The 13,940-nt window shown below is 67.2% G+C and carries 18 protein-coding genes and 1 pseudogene; 13 read left to right on the forward strand and 6 right to left on the reverse strand.

From position 1 onward, the window contains the following. Positions 1–33 precede the first annotated feature (33 nt). From IWX89_RS01150 to IWX89_RS01190, 9 genes are all read left to right on the forward strand, one after another. A complete protein-coding gene (locus IWX89_RS01150) occupies positions 34–615 on the forward strand; it encodes a hypothetical protein (RefSeq protein ID WP_196901766.1) in 582 nt (193 codons plus the stop codon). 122 nt (positions 616–737) lie between these two features. Then, positions 738–1,052 (forward strand): hypothetical protein, encoded by a 315-nt coding sequence (locus tag IWX89_RS01155; protein ID WP_196901767.1) that lies wholly within the window; start codon positions 738–740, stop codon positions 1,050–1,052. 516 nt (positions 1,053–1,568) lie between these two features. Further along, on the forward strand, positions 1,569–1,802 hold the full coding sequence (gene nrdH / locus IWX89_RS01160) for a glutaredoxin-like protein NrdH (protein ID WP_134363478.1): 234 nt from the start codon (positions 1,569–1,571) through the stop codon (positions 1,800–1,802). A 78-nt stretch (positions 1,803–1,880) separates the two neighbouring features. Next, positions 1,881–2,285 (forward strand): class Ib ribonucleoside-diphosphate reductase assembly flavoprotein NrdI, encoded by a 405-nt coding sequence (gene nrdI, locus IWX89_RS01165; RefSeq protein WP_166788639.1) that lies wholly within the window; start codon positions 1,881–1,883, stop codon positions 2,283–2,285. Between the two features lie 5 nt (positions 2,286–2,290). Next, positions 2,291–4,423, forward strand: coding sequence for a class 1b ribonucleoside-diphosphate reductase subunit alpha (nrdE, locus tag IWX89_RS01170; RefSeq protein ID WP_231382803.1), 2,133 nt, complete (start codon positions 2,291–2,293; stop codon positions 4,421–4,423). A gap of 128 nt (positions 4,424–4,551) precedes the next feature. Next, complete coding sequence (nrdF, locus tag IWX89_RS01175) at positions 4,552–5,526, forward strand: class 1b ribonucleoside-diphosphate reductase subunit beta (protein ID WP_196901768.1); 975 nt, start codon at positions 4,552–4,554, stop codon at positions 5,524–5,526. Between the two features lie 39 nt (positions 5,527–5,565). Next, on the forward strand, positions 5,566–5,982 hold the full coding sequence (locus IWX89_RS01180; protein ID WP_196901769.1) for a nuclear transport factor 2 family protein: 417 nt from the start codon (positions 5,566–5,568) through the stop codon (positions 5,980–5,982). 142 nt (positions 5,983–6,124) lie between these two features. Next, entirely contained in the window at positions 6,125–6,301 is a 177-nt protein-coding gene (locus IWX89_RS01185; RefSeq protein WP_196901770.1) for a DUF1059 domain-containing protein, read from the forward strand. 62 nt (positions 6,302–6,363) lie between these two features. Then, positions 6,364–7,449, forward strand: coding sequence for an EAL domain-containing protein (locus IWX89_RS01190; protein ID WP_196901771.1), 1,086 nt, complete (start codon positions 6,364–6,366; stop codon positions 7,447–7,449). A 223-nt stretch (positions 7,450–7,672) separates the two neighbouring features. Here IWX89_RS01190 and IWX89_RS01195 read toward each other — a convergent pair whose 3' ends face one another. Beyond that, complete coding sequence (locus IWX89_RS01195) at positions 7,673–8,524, reverse strand: hypothetical protein (RefSeq protein WP_196901772.1); 852 nt, start codon at positions 8,522–8,524, stop codon at positions 7,673–7,675. A 541-nt stretch (positions 8,525–9,065) separates the two neighbouring features. Between IWX89_RS01195 and IWX89_RS01200 the strand changes: the two genes are divergently transcribed. After that, positions 9,066–9,908, forward strand: a complete 843-nt coding sequence (locus tag IWX89_RS01200) for a hypothetical protein (RefSeq protein ID WP_196901773.1) — start codon at positions 9,066–9,068, stop codon at positions 9,906–9,908. Positions 9,909–9,936: 28 nt separating this feature from the next. On the opposite strand, the gene IWX89_RS01205 is transcribed toward IWX89_RS01200, so the two are convergent. From IWX89_RS01205 to IWX89_RS01215, 3 genes are read right to left on the reverse strand one after another with little or no spacing between them, the layout of a single operon-like run. Further along, on the reverse strand, positions 9,937–10,824 hold the full coding sequence (locus IWX89_RS01205) for a hypothetical protein (RefSeq protein WP_196901774.1): 888 nt from the start codon (positions 10,822–10,824) through the stop codon (positions 9,937–9,939). A 43-nt stretch (positions 10,825–10,867) separates the two neighbouring features. Continuing rightward, entirely contained in the window at positions 10,868–11,335 is a 468-nt protein-coding gene (locus IWX89_RS01210; RefSeq protein ID WP_196901775.1) for a hypothetical protein, read from the reverse strand. After that, the gene (locus tag IWX89_RS01215) at positions 11,332–11,553 is read right to left on the reverse strand and encodes a PLDc N-terminal domain-containing protein (protein WP_196901776.1); all 222 of its coding nucleotides are present in this window, start codon (positions 11,551–11,553) and stop codon (positions 11,332–11,334) included. The genes IWX89_RS01210 and IWX89_RS01215 overlap by 4 nt, the downstream gene beginning before the upstream one ends. Before the next feature lie 170 nt (positions 11,554–11,723). Between IWX89_RS01215 and IWX89_RS19060 the strand changes: the two are divergent. Further along, positions 11,724–11,852: pseudogene (locus tag IWX89_RS19060) on the forward strand (TetR family transcriptional regulator); the annotation flags it as partial. A gap of 46 nt (positions 11,853–11,898) precedes the next feature. Then, positions 11,899–12,381, forward strand: coding sequence for a TetR/AcrR family transcriptional regulator (locus IWX89_RS01220; RefSeq protein ID WP_231382740.1), 483 nt, complete (start codon positions 11,899–11,901; stop codon positions 12,379–12,381). Here IWX89_RS01220 and IWX89_RS01225 read toward each other — a convergent pair. Then, entirely contained in the window at positions 12,378–12,842 is a 465-nt protein-coding gene (locus IWX89_RS01225) for an organic hydroperoxide resistance protein (protein ID WP_196901777.1), read from the reverse strand. The two genes, IWX89_RS01220 and IWX89_RS01225, sit on opposite strands and share 4 nt — an antisense overlap. Before the next feature lie 86 nt (positions 12,843–12,928). On the opposite strand from IWX89_RS01225, the gene IWX89_RS01230 reads away from it, so the two are divergent. Next, entirely contained in the window at positions 12,929–13,453 is a 525-nt protein-coding gene (locus IWX89_RS01230) for a MarR family winged helix-turn-helix transcriptional regulator (protein ID WP_196901778.1), read from the forward strand. On the opposite strand, the gene IWX89_RS01235 is transcribed toward IWX89_RS01230, so the two are convergent. Continuing rightward, a complete protein-coding gene (locus IWX89_RS01235) occupies positions 13,450–13,818 on the reverse strand; it encodes a TIGR02611 family protein (RefSeq protein ID WP_196901779.1) in 369 nt (122 codons plus the stop codon). The genes IWX89_RS01230 and IWX89_RS01235 overlap by 4 nt on opposite strands. Positions 13,819–13,940 lie beyond the last annotated feature (122 nt).

Here is a 13,940-nt window from a genome sequence, read left to right on the forward strand (position 1 = left end):
GTGCCGGCGGGCCGGCCAGAACCACTGTGGCGGATGACCGATATCCGAAGTGCCGTCAGGTCCGACCTGCTCGACGCCGTCAGCGCGCGGCACGACGGGCTCATCCCGGCCGCGGCGTTGCGGGAGAGCGGCTTCACCTCGCACGCGGTTGGGGTGATGGTGCGGGAAGGGTCGCTGGTGCGCCCGCGCCGGGGAGTGTACGTGCCGGGCGAGGTGTGGCGTTCCGCCGACCCCGACGAGCGGTACCGTCTTTTCACACGGGCGACGGTGGCTTCGGCCGAGCGGCCGGCGGTGGTCTCCCACCTTTCGGCTGCCGCGATGCACGGCCTGCCGATCATCGGGTCCTGGCCGCCCGTCGTGCACATGCTCAACCCCGAGGCATCCGGTGGCAGCACGGCGCGCCACACGACCAGTCATCGCCGGGCGGCGGCTTCGCAGATCGCGGTGATCGCCGGGATTCGCGTCACCTCCCTGACGCGGACCCTGGTCGACGTCGCCGCGTCCACGAGCTTTCTCACGGGGGTCGTGATGATCGACCATGCCCTCCGTATCGACCGGGAACGCGTGGCGAGTGCGGAGCGGCGCGGCGCGGCATCGTCCTGCCTGCCGCCCTGACCAAAGGCCACCTGTTCGCCGAACTCGCGGACGTCAACCCGCGGTTCGGCGCCCGGCAGGCCGACCGGGCGATCGAGTTCGGGAATGGGTTGTCGGCGAACGGCGGGGAATCGCTGAGCCGAGTGCGGATCTTCCAACTCGGGTTCGAGGTGCCCGAGCTGCAGGTGCCGTTCCTGAACGTCGACGGGAGCGACTACTGGGTCGACTACTACTGGCGGAGGATCCGCAAGATCGGGGAGTTCGACGGAAAGCACAAGTACACCCGCGGCAGGGTACTTGCGGGGCGGAACCCCGGGGAAGTGGTGTGGCAGGAGAAACGCCGCGAGGACGCCCTGCGGAGGCACTCCGACAGCTTCGACCGCTGGGACTGGGACACCGCGTTCTCGCCCACGCTTTTCCACCGTTTCCTGAGCGAGCGCGGCGTACCGCGGGCCTGACGGAACCGGTGCATCCGGGCCGGGTGTTCCCCAAGTCGGGCTGCCGCGGGTCAGGCTCGAAAGTCGCGGCGCATCGTGGGGAAGCCGGCTCATGTTGCAGGGTGCGCCGGGTCGCCGAAGGTGCGCCACGAACGACCGGTCGGCGACATGCGGCGACGGTGTGGCGACCGCGCGGGCGGCGGCACTGCGACCAGGAATCTCGACACGCCGTTTCTGTTTCCACAGGGAGAAACTTCGGGCGAGTACCGGCCTGTGGATAACTTCGCCGGATGCCGCGGAGAATGGGCGTTGTCGCCTCCTCCGGGCTGTGCACAACCGGTGGAATGTCGGTGGATAACTACATAATTGTAATTACTGCATGTAGTGGCCATTCCCATTTCCGATCACTACATGTAGTATTAAAGTTCAACACAGCACGCCTTGAACTTCAGATTTCACATGAAAACCGATTTTGAGCACTGAGTTTGAATACTGAGTTTGAATACTGATTCCTGAACGACGAGAAAGGCCCTTCCCATGGCAATCACGGTCTACACCAAGCCCTCCTGCGTGCAGTGCACGGCGACCTACCGCGCCCTGGACAACAAGGGCATCGAATATGAGATCCTCGACCTCTCGGTCGACGAGAACGCCCTCGAAGCCGTCAAGGCCCTGGGCTACCTGCAGGCCCCCGTCGTCATCACCGACGAGGACCACTGGTCGGGCTTCCGTCCCGACAAGATCAACGAACTCGCGCAGCGCCTCGCGTAACCGCCCGGCTCGGACCGCGGCTTCCAGCGCGCGCTTCAGCACGGCACGACGGTCTTTCACACACGAAGGGGGTGTTCAGTGACCGATATCGTTTATTTCTCCAGCACCTCGGGAAACACGCACCGCTTCGTTGAGAAGCTCGGTCGCGCGGCGGCCCGCATCCCGCTCTACGCGCGTGACGAACCGTTGCGGGTCAGCGAACCGTACGTCCTGGTGGTGCCGACCTATGGCGGCGGCGAGACCAAGGGCGCGGTGCCCAAGCAGGTGATCAGGTTCCTGAACGACGAGCACAACCGGTCGCTCATCCGCGGGGTCATCGGCGCGGGCAACACGAACTTCGGCACGGCCTTCTGCGTCGCCGGCGACATCATCGCCGCGAAGTGCAAGGTGCCCCACATGTATCGATTTGAAGTACTGGGAACTCCGGATGATGTGCGCATCGTTCATGACGGATTGGAAGAATTTTGGAAGCAACAGCCGTGAAGACGATGACTCACCCGGCCCCCGGCCTGGCGATGGACTATCACTCTCTCAACGCCATGCTCAACCTGTACGGCCCGAACGGGGAAATCCAGTTCGAGAAGGACCGTGAAGCGGCGCGGGAGTTCTTCCTGCAGCACGTCAACCAGAACACGGTGTTCTTCCACAGCCTGCGTGAGCGCCTCGACTACCTTGTCGAGAAGGAGTACTACGAGCAGGCTGTTCTCGACCAGTACTCGTTCGAGTTCATCACGAGCCTCAACGACCTGGCCTACTCGAAGAAGTTCCGCTTCCAGACCTTCCTCGGCGCGTTCAAGTACTACACCTCGTACACGCTGAAGACGTTCGACGGAAAGCGTTACCTCGAGCGTTTCGAAGACCGCGTCGTGATGACCGCCCTCGGCCTCGCCCAGGGTGACGAGAAACTGGCGATCGCCCTTGTCGAGGAGATCATCGCCGGCCGTTTCCAGCCGGCCACTCCCACGTTCCTGAACTCGGGCAAGGCGCAGCGCGGCGAGCTCGTCTCCTGCTTCCTGCTGCGCATCGAAGACAACATGGAGTCGATCTCCCGCGGCATCAACTCCTCGCTGCAGCTCTCGAAGCGCGGCGGCGGCGTCGCACTGCTGCTCAGCAACATCCGCGAGGCCGGCGCGCCGATCAAGCAGATCGAGAACCAGTCCAGCGGCATCATCCCCGTGATGAAGCTGCTCGAAGACTCCTTCAGCTATGCGAACCAGCTCGGTGCCCGCCAGGGTGCCGGAGCGGTCTACCTGCACGCCCACCACCCCGACATCATGCGCTTCCTCGACACCAAGCGTGAGAACGCCGACGAGAAGGTGCGGATTAAGACGCTGTCGCTCGGCGTCGTCGTGCCCGACATCACCTTCGAGCTGGCCAAGAAGGATGAGGACATGTACCTGTTCTCACCGTACGACGTCGAACGCGTCTACGGTGTGCCGTTCGCGGACATCTCCGTCAGTGAGAAGTACCACGAGATGGTCGACGACCCGCGGATCAAGAAGTCGAAGATGAAGGCGCGTGACTTCTTCCAGACGCTCGCCGAGATCCAGTTCGAGTCCGGCTACCCGTACATCATGTTCGAGGACACCGTCAACGCGGCGAACCCGATCAAGGGCCGCATCAACATGTCCAACCTGTGCTCGGAGATCCTCCAGGTCAACACGCCAACCACGTACAACGAGGACCTGTCCTACGACTCGATCGGCAAGGACATCTCCTGCAACCTCGGGTCGATGAACATCGCCCTGTCGATGGACTCGCCCGACTTCGGCAAGACCGTCGAGACCGCCATCCGCGGCCTCAGCTCTGTCTCGGAGCAGAGCCACATCTCCTCAGTGCGGTCGATCGAGGACGGCAACGACAATTCCCACGCCATCGGCCTGGGTCAGATGAACCTGCACGGCTACCTTGCCCGTGAGCGGGTGTACTACGGCAGCGAAGAGGCCATCGACTTCACCAACATCTACTTCTACACGGTCCTGTTCCATGCCCTCCGCGCCTCGAACAAGCTGGCCGTCGAGCGTGGCCGCGCGTTCGTGGGCTTCGAGGACTCCACCTACGCCTCCGGCGCGTTCTTCGACAAGTACACCGACCAGGTCTGGGCACCCGCCACCGCGCGGGCCGCCGAGCTGTTCGAGACGTCGGGTGTGCGCGTGCCGACGCAGGCCGACTGGGCCGAGCTCAAGGCATCCGTCATGGAGCACGGAATCTACAACCAGAACCTGCAGGCCGTGCCGCCGACCGGGTCGATCTCCTACATCAACAACTCGACCTCGTCGATCCACCCGATCGCGTCGAAGATCGAGATCCGCAAGGAAGGCAAGCTCGGCCGCGTCTACTACCCGGCGCCGTTCATGACGAACGACAACCTGGACTTCTACCAGGACGCCTACGAAATCGGCGCCGAGAAGATCATCGACACCTACGCCGCGGCCACGCAGCACGTGGACCAGGGGCTCTCGCTCACGCTCTTCTTCAAGGACACCGCGACGACCCGCGACATCAACAAGGCGCAGATCTACGCCTGGCGCAAGGGCATCAAGACGATCTACTACATCCGCCTGCGCCAGCTGGCCCTCGAGGGCACCGAGGTTGACGGCTGCGTCAGCTGCATGCTCTAAGTTTGCTGCAGCCCTAGCGGATGCACCGGTGGCCGAGCTTGTCGAGACCCGGGTCTCGACAAGCTCGGCCACCGACTGGCTCGATTCCGGGTCTCGACAAGCTCGACCACCGATAAAGGACAACACGAATGATTGACAAGCTCAAGCTGGTCTCCCACGTTGACGCGATCAACTGGAACAAGATCGAGGACGAAAAAGACGTCGAGGTCTGGAACCGGCTCGTCAACAACTTCTGGTTGCCGGAGAAGATCCCCCTTTCCAATGACGTGCAGTCCTGGAACACGCTCACCCCGGTCGAGCAGCAGCTCACCATGCGCGTGTTCACGGGCCTGACGCTGCTCGACACGATCCAGGGCACGGTGGGCGCCGTCTCACTGATTCCGGATGCGATCACCCCGCACGAAGAGGCCGTCTACACGAACATCGCGTTCATGGAGTCTGTGCACGCGAAGAGCTACTCGTCGATCTTCTCGACGCTGTGCTCCACGAAGGAGATCGACGAGGCGTTCCGCTGGTCGACCGAGAACGTGAACCTTCAGAAGAAGGCCTCTATCGTCATGGACTACTACCAGGGCGACGACCCGCTCAAGCGCAAGGTCGCATCGACCCTTCTTGAGTCGTTCCTCTTCTACTCGGGCTTCTACCTGCCGATGTACTGGTCCAGCCGCGCCAAGCTGACCAACACGGCCGACCTGATCCGCCTGATCATCCGGGATGAAGCGGTGCACGGCTACTACATCGGCTACAAGTACCAGAAGGGGCTCGAGGCGGCCACCCAGGAGCGCCGCGATGAGATGAAGGACTACACCTTCAATCTCGTCTACGAGCTGTACGAGAACGAGGTGCAGTACACGCAAGACCTCTACGACGAGGTCGGCCTGACCGAGGACGTCAAGAAGTTCCTGCACTACAACGCCAACAAGGCGCTGATGAACCTCGGCTACGAGGCCATGTTCCCGAAGACGGTCACCGACGTGAACCCGGCCATTCTGTCGGCGCTCTCGCCCAACGCAGACGAGAACCACGACTTCTTCTCCGGGTCGGGTTCCTCCTACGTCATCGGCAAGGCGGTTAACACGGAAGACGCCGACTGGGACTTCTAACAGACGGCAAGGCCCGACAAGGCCGCTGCAGGAGGAGAGATGAGCGTCAGCATCACCACACTGGTGGCGGCAGTCAACGACCACGACCTGGACAAGATGCTGGCGCTCTTCCATGCCGGATATCGGAGCCTTCAGCCGGCGCATCCGGCTCGCGCCTTCGTGGGAAGCGCGCAGGTGCGGGCCAATTGGGAAGCGATGTTCGCGGGGATTCCCGACTTCCGAGCGGAACTCGGGCGGGTGGTCCAGGACGGTGGGACGACCTGGTGCGAATGGACGTGGTTCGGCACGCGAACCGACGGCCGGCCGTTTGAGGCCCGCGGTGTCGCGCTTTTCGAGTTTCGGGACCATTTGATCACCGCGGGAACGCTTTATATGGAGGACGTCGAGACCGACGGACTCGGCATCGAGCGCACCGTTCAGGACATGTCGGGACGCCCTCCCGGCGACCGCGCCTGATCTCGGCGTGCAAGGAGTTGCCACGACCACGTCGACCGCCGCGAAGGAGGCTCTCGGCCGGCTTACCGTCTTCGGCTGCCGACCGAGAGTGACAGGGAAGCGTCGCCCGACGACTTCACCCAGGCTCAGGAAGGTGACGTTGATGAAGTCGTTCGCATGTGGGGATGTCGTTCCGGGCTGTGAGTCCCGCTGGGTGTGTTCGACCGAGGATGAGCTCCTCTTCACCGTGGCGGCGCACGCCGCGACGGCCCACGGTCTGGCCGAGGTATCGCCCGAGCTGGACCAGGCCGTGCGTGCGGCCATCGTCACGGTCGGCTAGGCAGGGTGCCGGGCAGTCCGGCGGACGCCGGTCCGCGACCCGTCCCCGCTGATTGGGACGCCATGCTGGCGTCGGCCTGCCGCGGTGAGGGAGTGTCGACGGTGTTCCAGCCGATCGTCGACACCCGGCGTGGCGCGATCGTCGGCTACGAGGCGCTGACCCGGTTCACCGGTTTCGCCGAACGCAACCCGGAAACCTGGTTCCGGGCGGCCCGCACCCACGGGCGGGCGGAGGATCTGGAGGTCGTCGCGCTGCGCACCGCTCTCCGCTCGAGGCCCACGCTGCCGCCGAACTGCTTCCTCACGGTGAACGTGTCGCCCGATCTGCTCTCCACCGAGAGCGTGCGGGAGGTCTGGCGCGACGAGGGAGACCTGTCCGGCCTGATCGTCGAGCTGACCGAACAGGCGCAGATCGAGTCGTACCTGGCACTCGAGCCGGACCTTGACCGTCTCCGGGCCGCCGGGGGCCTGATCGCCGTGGACGATGCGGGAGCCGGCTATGCCGGCCTGCGCCACCTGCTGGCCATCCGGCCCTCGTTGATCAAGCTCGACCGTGCCCTGGTCGAGGACGTCGACCGCGACGAAGCGAAGCGCGCCCTGATCGAGATGATCGGCACGTTCGCCGGCCGGGTGGACGCCTGGCTGCTGGCCGAGGGGGTCGAGCGCGTGGATGAACTCGACGCCCTGGCTGAGCTCGGCGTCCCGCTCGTGCAGGGCTACGTGCTGGCCCGGCCGGCCCCGGCCTGGGTCGGGATCGACCAGGACGTGGCTCTGCGCCTGGCCGGGCGAAGCACCCCCGCCCGGAAGCGGGTCGTCCGGGACTTCCTCGAACCGGTGCCGACGGCCACGAGTGTGGCCCAGGCGGCGGCTGCCTTCACGGCCGATCCGCGACTGAGATCCGTCGTGCTTCTCGACGAGTTCCACCGGCCGACGGCGGTCCTCGACGCCGACGCCGCGCAGCTGGGCGTGCTCAGCCCCGGCATGAGGGTCAACCTCGACACCCCGCTCGGTGAGGCCCTCAATCGGGCCATGACCCGGGATGCCGGGACCCGGTTCGAGCCGCTGCTGGCGACCGACAACGCGGGCCGGTACACCGGCCTGGTGCGCCTCGAACGCCTGGTGCAGGCACTCTGTGAGGACAGCGTTTAGGTCCAGGCCCGCAGGCTGTCTTCAATCTCAGGAACCTCGGCCACGCGGCCACGCGGCCACGCGGCCGTGCTGTAGGACCCGGCCGGCTGTGTCGGGGTGCTCGAGCGGGCGCTCGGGTGGGGGCGTCAGCGCGAGCCGCCGGGCGTCACCGACGGCCGGCCACAGACCAACGGCCGGAAGCGCACTGCGCTTCCGGCCGTCGGAGGTGTTCGCTTCCGGAGGGTCAGTTCCCGGCCTTGGCGTGGGCACCGGTGTCGGCGCTGCCCGACTCGGTGTCGGTGTGCGCGCCGGCGCCGGCTCCGGCTTCGCCCTTGCCCTGCGAGTGCGACTCGGCGCCGGCCTGGATGCGCTCGACGACCTTCTGGATGTCCTTGCCGTAGTCGCCGTTGAGCGCGGCCTTCTCGATAGTCTGGGCGGCGGCATCCTGCTCACCGGCCGGAGCGTTCTTCAGGTCGGTCAGGGCGGACTGCAGCTCGGCCGGGAGCTTCTGGAACAGCGCCGGGTTGTCGGCGACGCCGAGGGCCAGCTTCGTCACCGAGGGGGCGGCATCCGTGCCCGCCGCAGTGTCCTCACCGAGCGCGCTGTGGAGCGCGGCGGCGAGCGGGTGCTTCGGGTCGTTCTGCACGGCGGTGGCGACATGGGCGATCTGCTCGCCGTAACCGCCATCAAGAGCGGTGGTCTGGATGGTCTGCACGGCGGCGGCCCGGTCGGCCGCTGAGGCGTCCTTGAGGGTGGTCAGGTCGGTCTGCAGGTTCGCCGGCAGGCTCGCGAACAGCTCAGCGTGGTCGACGAGCGTGGCCGCGACCTTCTGCGCCTTCTCGTTCACATCGTGCCCGTGGGTGAGGTCGCCGCGGAGTTCCTTCTGCACCGATGCGAGGAACGCGTCGCCCGAGGTGGACTCGGCGGATGCGCTGGAGCTGGCCGTGTGCTCCGGCGTCGGGGTGAGCGAGGTGGCGCTCGCTCCCTGCACGCCGGCACCGAGCAGGGCGCCGGCAGCCAGGACGGATGCTGCGCCGATGGTGAGACGCTTCGAGCGGGATGCGCGAGGCGACTGGAAGATCTTGTTCTCGTTCATGGTGGTTCCTTTCGATTGCGGCGGCCGTTCCGGCGAAAATCCCGGGCAGGCCGCACGTAGTCACCGGGCGAGTCTAGGCAAGCGGATTGTGCGGCCCGTCACTGCGGGCACAGAAACGCGGTCGCGAACGGACGCGGTCCGGCGGCGCATGGGCCGGACCGCGGCGACCCAGGGAGCGACTGCGGGCGCCGGGAATCGCCTCTCACCGGGGGATGCGTCCGGCCGGCGAGGACGGCGGGCGGAGGGGCCGGATCCGGTCCGCCCGGCGTGCGGGCGCACCGGGGATTACGCTCTGCGCGGAGAGTGGTCGTGGTGTGTCGGCCACGACCCTCTCCCTCGAGGTGGGGCGGAGCCGACCGCCGGATTCGGACCCGAAGAAGCTGAGTTTCTGTCAAACTGGAAACGTCAATTGTGACCTGGTTCCAACCGCTGATTCTGACGCCCACGTCGATTCACGCGATACGCAAACGACACCGATGTGATTCGACACTGAAGTGACCGGGTAAGCAACAAGATCCTGGCACCTCGGAGTCGACAAGCAATGAACAGGCACCACCCAGCACTCCCGCTCGCCCTGCTGCTGGCGATGTCGGGCATCACGGCGGTTCTGACCGCCCAGACCGCAGCCGCCTCGACCACCAGGACTGTGACCACCGTGAACGTGAACGCCGTGTCCGTGAAGGCCATTGACTCCGCCAACATCATCACCGACCCCGGCTGGTTCGTGCGGGCCTACGACGCCGGCATCCGGCTTTACATCATGCATTCGACCGGGTGGGGCACCTGCGAACCCTGGAGTCGAACCCAGGAGCAGCTCAAGATGGCCCTGGATGCCGGGCTCGAGATTGCCGTCTACACCCGGGACGCCACGTGCTGGCAGGGCGGGATCGCCGCCGCCGGCCCCTATCAGGTCCAACTGGCGTTCTTCGCCCTTGACGTGGAGCCGGGCAGCCCGCCGGTGACCCGGGAAATGGTCGACGGCGTGCGGGCGATGGGCGTCCGCCCCGTGATCTACAGCGGCTCCGGCATGTGGCCGACGATCATGGACGGCAGCACGGCCTTCGCCGACGTCCCGCTGTGGGACGCGAACGCCGGGCCGGTCGACTACGCCGGCTGGACCGCCGACACCGGCGCGCCCGGCCCGGTCGGGTACGGCGGCTGGAACACCGCCGCCAACCCGCGGATCGGCGTGCAACAGAAGTTCGAACACGAACTCAACGGCGTGCTCGTCGACCTCAACTCGTTCGACGCCGCCTTCCTGGGCCTGGCGAGCCCGGAGGCACCCCCGGCCGCACCGCTCGCGGCGGCACCCGCGCCCCAGCTCACGGCGACGCCGCTCTCCTCACCGGCGCCCCGGGCCGTGCGCGTGCGGTGGCGGCGCTGACCTCGCCCCAGACGGCGGTCGAGCGGACTCAGCGCGGCCAGAACTCCTGCGCGCGGCACGGCTGGCCGCCGACCAGGTTCAGACACGACCCGAAGACGGTGGGATAGCCCTCCGTCTGCGCGGGGCCGAACCAGGTCGTGTAGAACAGCCAGAAATTCAGGTTGCCGTGGGTGGAGCATCCGTCGCCGTCGTCGCCCGGCCGGGCCAGGGCGGCCTTGTTGGGCTGGTACGGCGTGTAGTTATAGAGGTTGGCCGTGGCCTGGTTGCGGATGCGCACCGGACTCGCCCCGCAGGCAGGGTCAGGGTTGTAGCCCACATCGACGACGCCCACCTTGTAGGCGCGGTCCGGCTCCTGGGTGTACTGACGGAACTGCCAGGCCGCCCGGTAGACCTGGTTGAAAAAGCCGAAGTACTCCGTGTCGCAGTCGGCGGTGTCGGGGCAGCCGTACCCGGTCGCGCGCAGGTAGCCGGATGCGCTGGGCCGGGTCAGCAGGGACTGCTCCTTCTGCAGGAGCACCAGCAGCACCCGCGGACTGATGGTGCACGCCTTCGCGACCTTGGCGATGATCCGGCTCGCGCGCTCGTCGGCGGCCGGGCGGTAGGCCGCGCAATGGCCGGCGCCCTGGGCCGGCTGGGCCGTCGTGGATTCCCGGAACTCCCAGAGGCACGGCGCGTCCGCGCGGGCGACGCAGGCGCGGTCTTCCAGGAACGCTTGGATGCCGGCCTCGGTCATCGCGTCAGGGTTGAAGAAGTTGTAGTCGCTGATGATGGCGCCCGGGTCGAACGCCGCCGGCGCCGCGATCGTCTCAATCCGGCGGATCGAGCCGCCGAGAGCGAAGCCGGATCCGACGACGACCACCGCGATCGCGGTCACCAGCGCGAGCAGTTTGCGGCGCGGTGTCCCCAGATGCGTCATGGGCAAACCTTATCGGGACCCGGCGGGAGAGTGCTGGGAGGGATCAGTCACCGTCCCGCACGACGAGCTCGTCACTGATCCGCACCCAGCGGCCCGGGATCATCTCCTCGTCACCACCCGGCTCCACATAGCGCACGGCCCCGCCGTGCGGGGTCGAGATCGTCAACGGGGACAGGGCGCCGCAGCCGAGGTTCGACTGGCCGGAGTCGGGGCGGAACACGACGATGCAGACCCCGTCGGGACCGTCATCCCCGGCGAAGGTGGTGAGGAAGAAGTCGGCGCCGTTCCGGGACCCCACCAGACGCGAGGAATCGGCGTCCGCCCCGTGCGGGAGCGCGATCGTGTCCGGTACCCGGTCGCGCTCCGCCTGGGCGGTGGCGCGGGCGGCGAACGGAGAATCCGGGGAACACGCCGAGAGCAGGAGCAGCATCGACACGGCCACGCCGAGCGCCGTCGCGCGTCGCGCAGGCGCCGGCCTCACCGGTGCGGCAGGCGCTGACGGCGGGGTCATTCTGAGTCCAGCCGGTTGCCGATGGCGAACCAGGCGATCGCGCCGAACAGGGGCGCGCAGACCACGGCCAGCACCCAGTTCGTGCGCGCTGCCGCCCGAAGATGCACCGCCCGGGCGATCTGCACCAGGGCTGCCCCGATCAGGCCGACTGCGCCCACCGCGGCCAGGCCGGCCAAGGCAACGGCCGCCCACTCGATTGTGTCTGCACTGACTTGCACGCGCGGCCCCGCTAACGATCGATACCCCCGGTGATGCTGTCGGCGAATCGATGGTGCCGCTAGCCGGCCCATCAACCTTCCCCCGCGAAAGCATCCTGTCCCTGAACCATACCAATTAGTATTCTTTTGTGGGGGAATGAGACCATTCCGTTGCCGACCCGAGGAGTGTCATGCCGAGACAACAGCGGGCGATCGGAACGAGGGCGGCCATCGTGCGGGGAGCCGCGGAGGCGTTCCGCCGGAACGGCTATGGCAGCACCTCGCTCGCGGACGTGGCCACGGAGGCGGGGGTGACCAAGGGCGCGCTCTTTCCACTTCGACTCCAAAGAGGCGATCGCGCTCGCCGTGATCGGCGCCCAGCACGAAGCGTCGATCGCGCTGGGCCACCGGATGCTCCACGGCTCCCTTCCCGGGTTGGAGGCCATGATCACGATGTCACTCGAACTGGCCGCACAGCTGCGCACCGACCCGGTCGTGGCCGCGGGCATCCGCCTCACCATGGAATCGTCGGTCTTCTCGACGCCGATCGTCGGCCCCTACCGCGACTGGATGGCCGTCTGCGAGGAACTGCTGGCCCGCGGAATCGCCGAGGGGGACGTCGCCGCCGGCACGGATGTCGCGGCGGCAGCCCATTTCATCAGCCCGGCCTTCACCGGGGTGCAGCTCGTGTCGGAGGCGCTGACGGGGCGGGAAGACCTTGACCGCCGGGTCGACGAGATGTGGGCGTTGATCCTCCCGGCTCTCGTGGCCCCGGACCGCCGCGAACGCCTGATCGGCCTGCCCGCCCGGGTGCGGACCGCCCGCGCCGCCGCCGCGTCCCGTGCCTAGTCCTCGTCGTCGACGACGACGAGCGTGACGGCGATGTTGCCGCGGGTCGCCCGGGAGTACGGGCAGACCTGGTGGGCGGCCTCGAGCAGCTCCCGGGCGACCGGGGCGTCGATGCCGGGCAGCTGGGCCTCTATGGTGACCTCGAAGTCGAATCCGGTGGCCATGCCTCCGACGAGGTGCACGGTCAGCGTGACCGCCGAGTCGGCCACATCGAGCTTCCGCTGCCGGGCGACCCCCTTCAGCGCGTTGTGGAAGCAGGCCGCCCAGCCGCTGGCGAACAGCTGCTCCGGGTTTGTGCCCGGCCCGCCGTCGCCGCCCATCTCGGCCGGCATCGACAGGTCGAGGTCGAGCTTACTGTCGCTCGTGACGACCTTGCCGGTGCGACCGCCCCAGGACGTGGCGGAGGCGGTGTAGACGGCAGTCGTCGGGGCGGCCGTGCCCAGTGCGGTGGGGATGCTCATGGTGGTCCTCTTTCAGTCGGGGGAGAGGACACTGGGAACAGGCCCTCGAGGAAGTGCTTCGTATTCGAAACAACTAGGAGTGACCGATGAGTATTCCCCCGGATGAGCCCCAATCGGCGGTGACCCCGGATGAGATGCGCGCCTGGGCGGCGATCTTCGAGACCTCCAACATCGTGCAATACGCCGCCGATCGGCAGCTGCGGGCTGCCGTTGGCCTCACCCTGGCCCAGTTCGAGATCCTCGCCCGCATCGGCGAGGGGGCGGAGGGCGGCCGGAGGATGACCGACATCGCCGACGATCTCACCGTCTCCCGCAGCGGCCTGACCTACCAGGTCGACCAATTGGAGAGGAAAGGGCTGGTCCTGCGCCGCCCGGCACGGGACGACGAGCGGTCGGTCGTGGCGCAGCTCACCCCCGAGGGAGCCGCGTGCCTGGCCGCCGGCAGCCCCGGCTACGTGCGGCTCGTGCGCGAGATGCTCTTCGACCGGATCAGCCTGGCCGACCTTCTCGCGGTCACGGACATCCTCGACTCGGTGCGCACCCTGCTCAAGTCCCAGCCGAAGCGGTCCACCCTTCGGCGGCCGCGCCGGCAGGCGGGACCGCGCGCTTAATCGGTCGCGGCTGTGCCGCGGGTCGCGCGTCTGGCCGGCCGGGTGGCGGCGCCCCGAGTGCGCCACCAGACCCACAGCCGGGTCAGGATGCGTTTGAGGAAGGCCCCGACCCGATGGGCCGTCGGGAATTCCGTGCCGAGGACCGCGAGCCCGAGGAAAACGATGAGCCAGCCGGGGCCGGGCAGGGGAACGAGAATGAGGCCGATGCCCACAATCCCCGCCCCGAGCAGCCCGACCAGGACGCGGTAAACCCAGCGCACCCGGGGGTGGAGTTCGACCCATCCGCGGCACCGCCGGAGGAGGCGCCTGACCGGGTGCCCGGGGTTGTTTCCGCTGTCGATCTCCTCTGGAATGCTCACTCCCATGATCCGAGGGTAGGACCGCCCGCTGGGAGTGGACTGCGGGCTTCCGCGGCACGACCGGTTCGTGCCGCGTTCGGGGGGTCTTTCTGGGTGTTTTCTCTTGACAGCACTGAACTTAACCGGTT

This window comes from Cryobacterium sp. MP_M3 (genome assembly GCF_015752155.1).
Taxonomy (GTDB): Bacteria; Actinomycetota; Actinomycetes; order Actinomycetales; family Microbacteriaceae; genus Cryobacterium.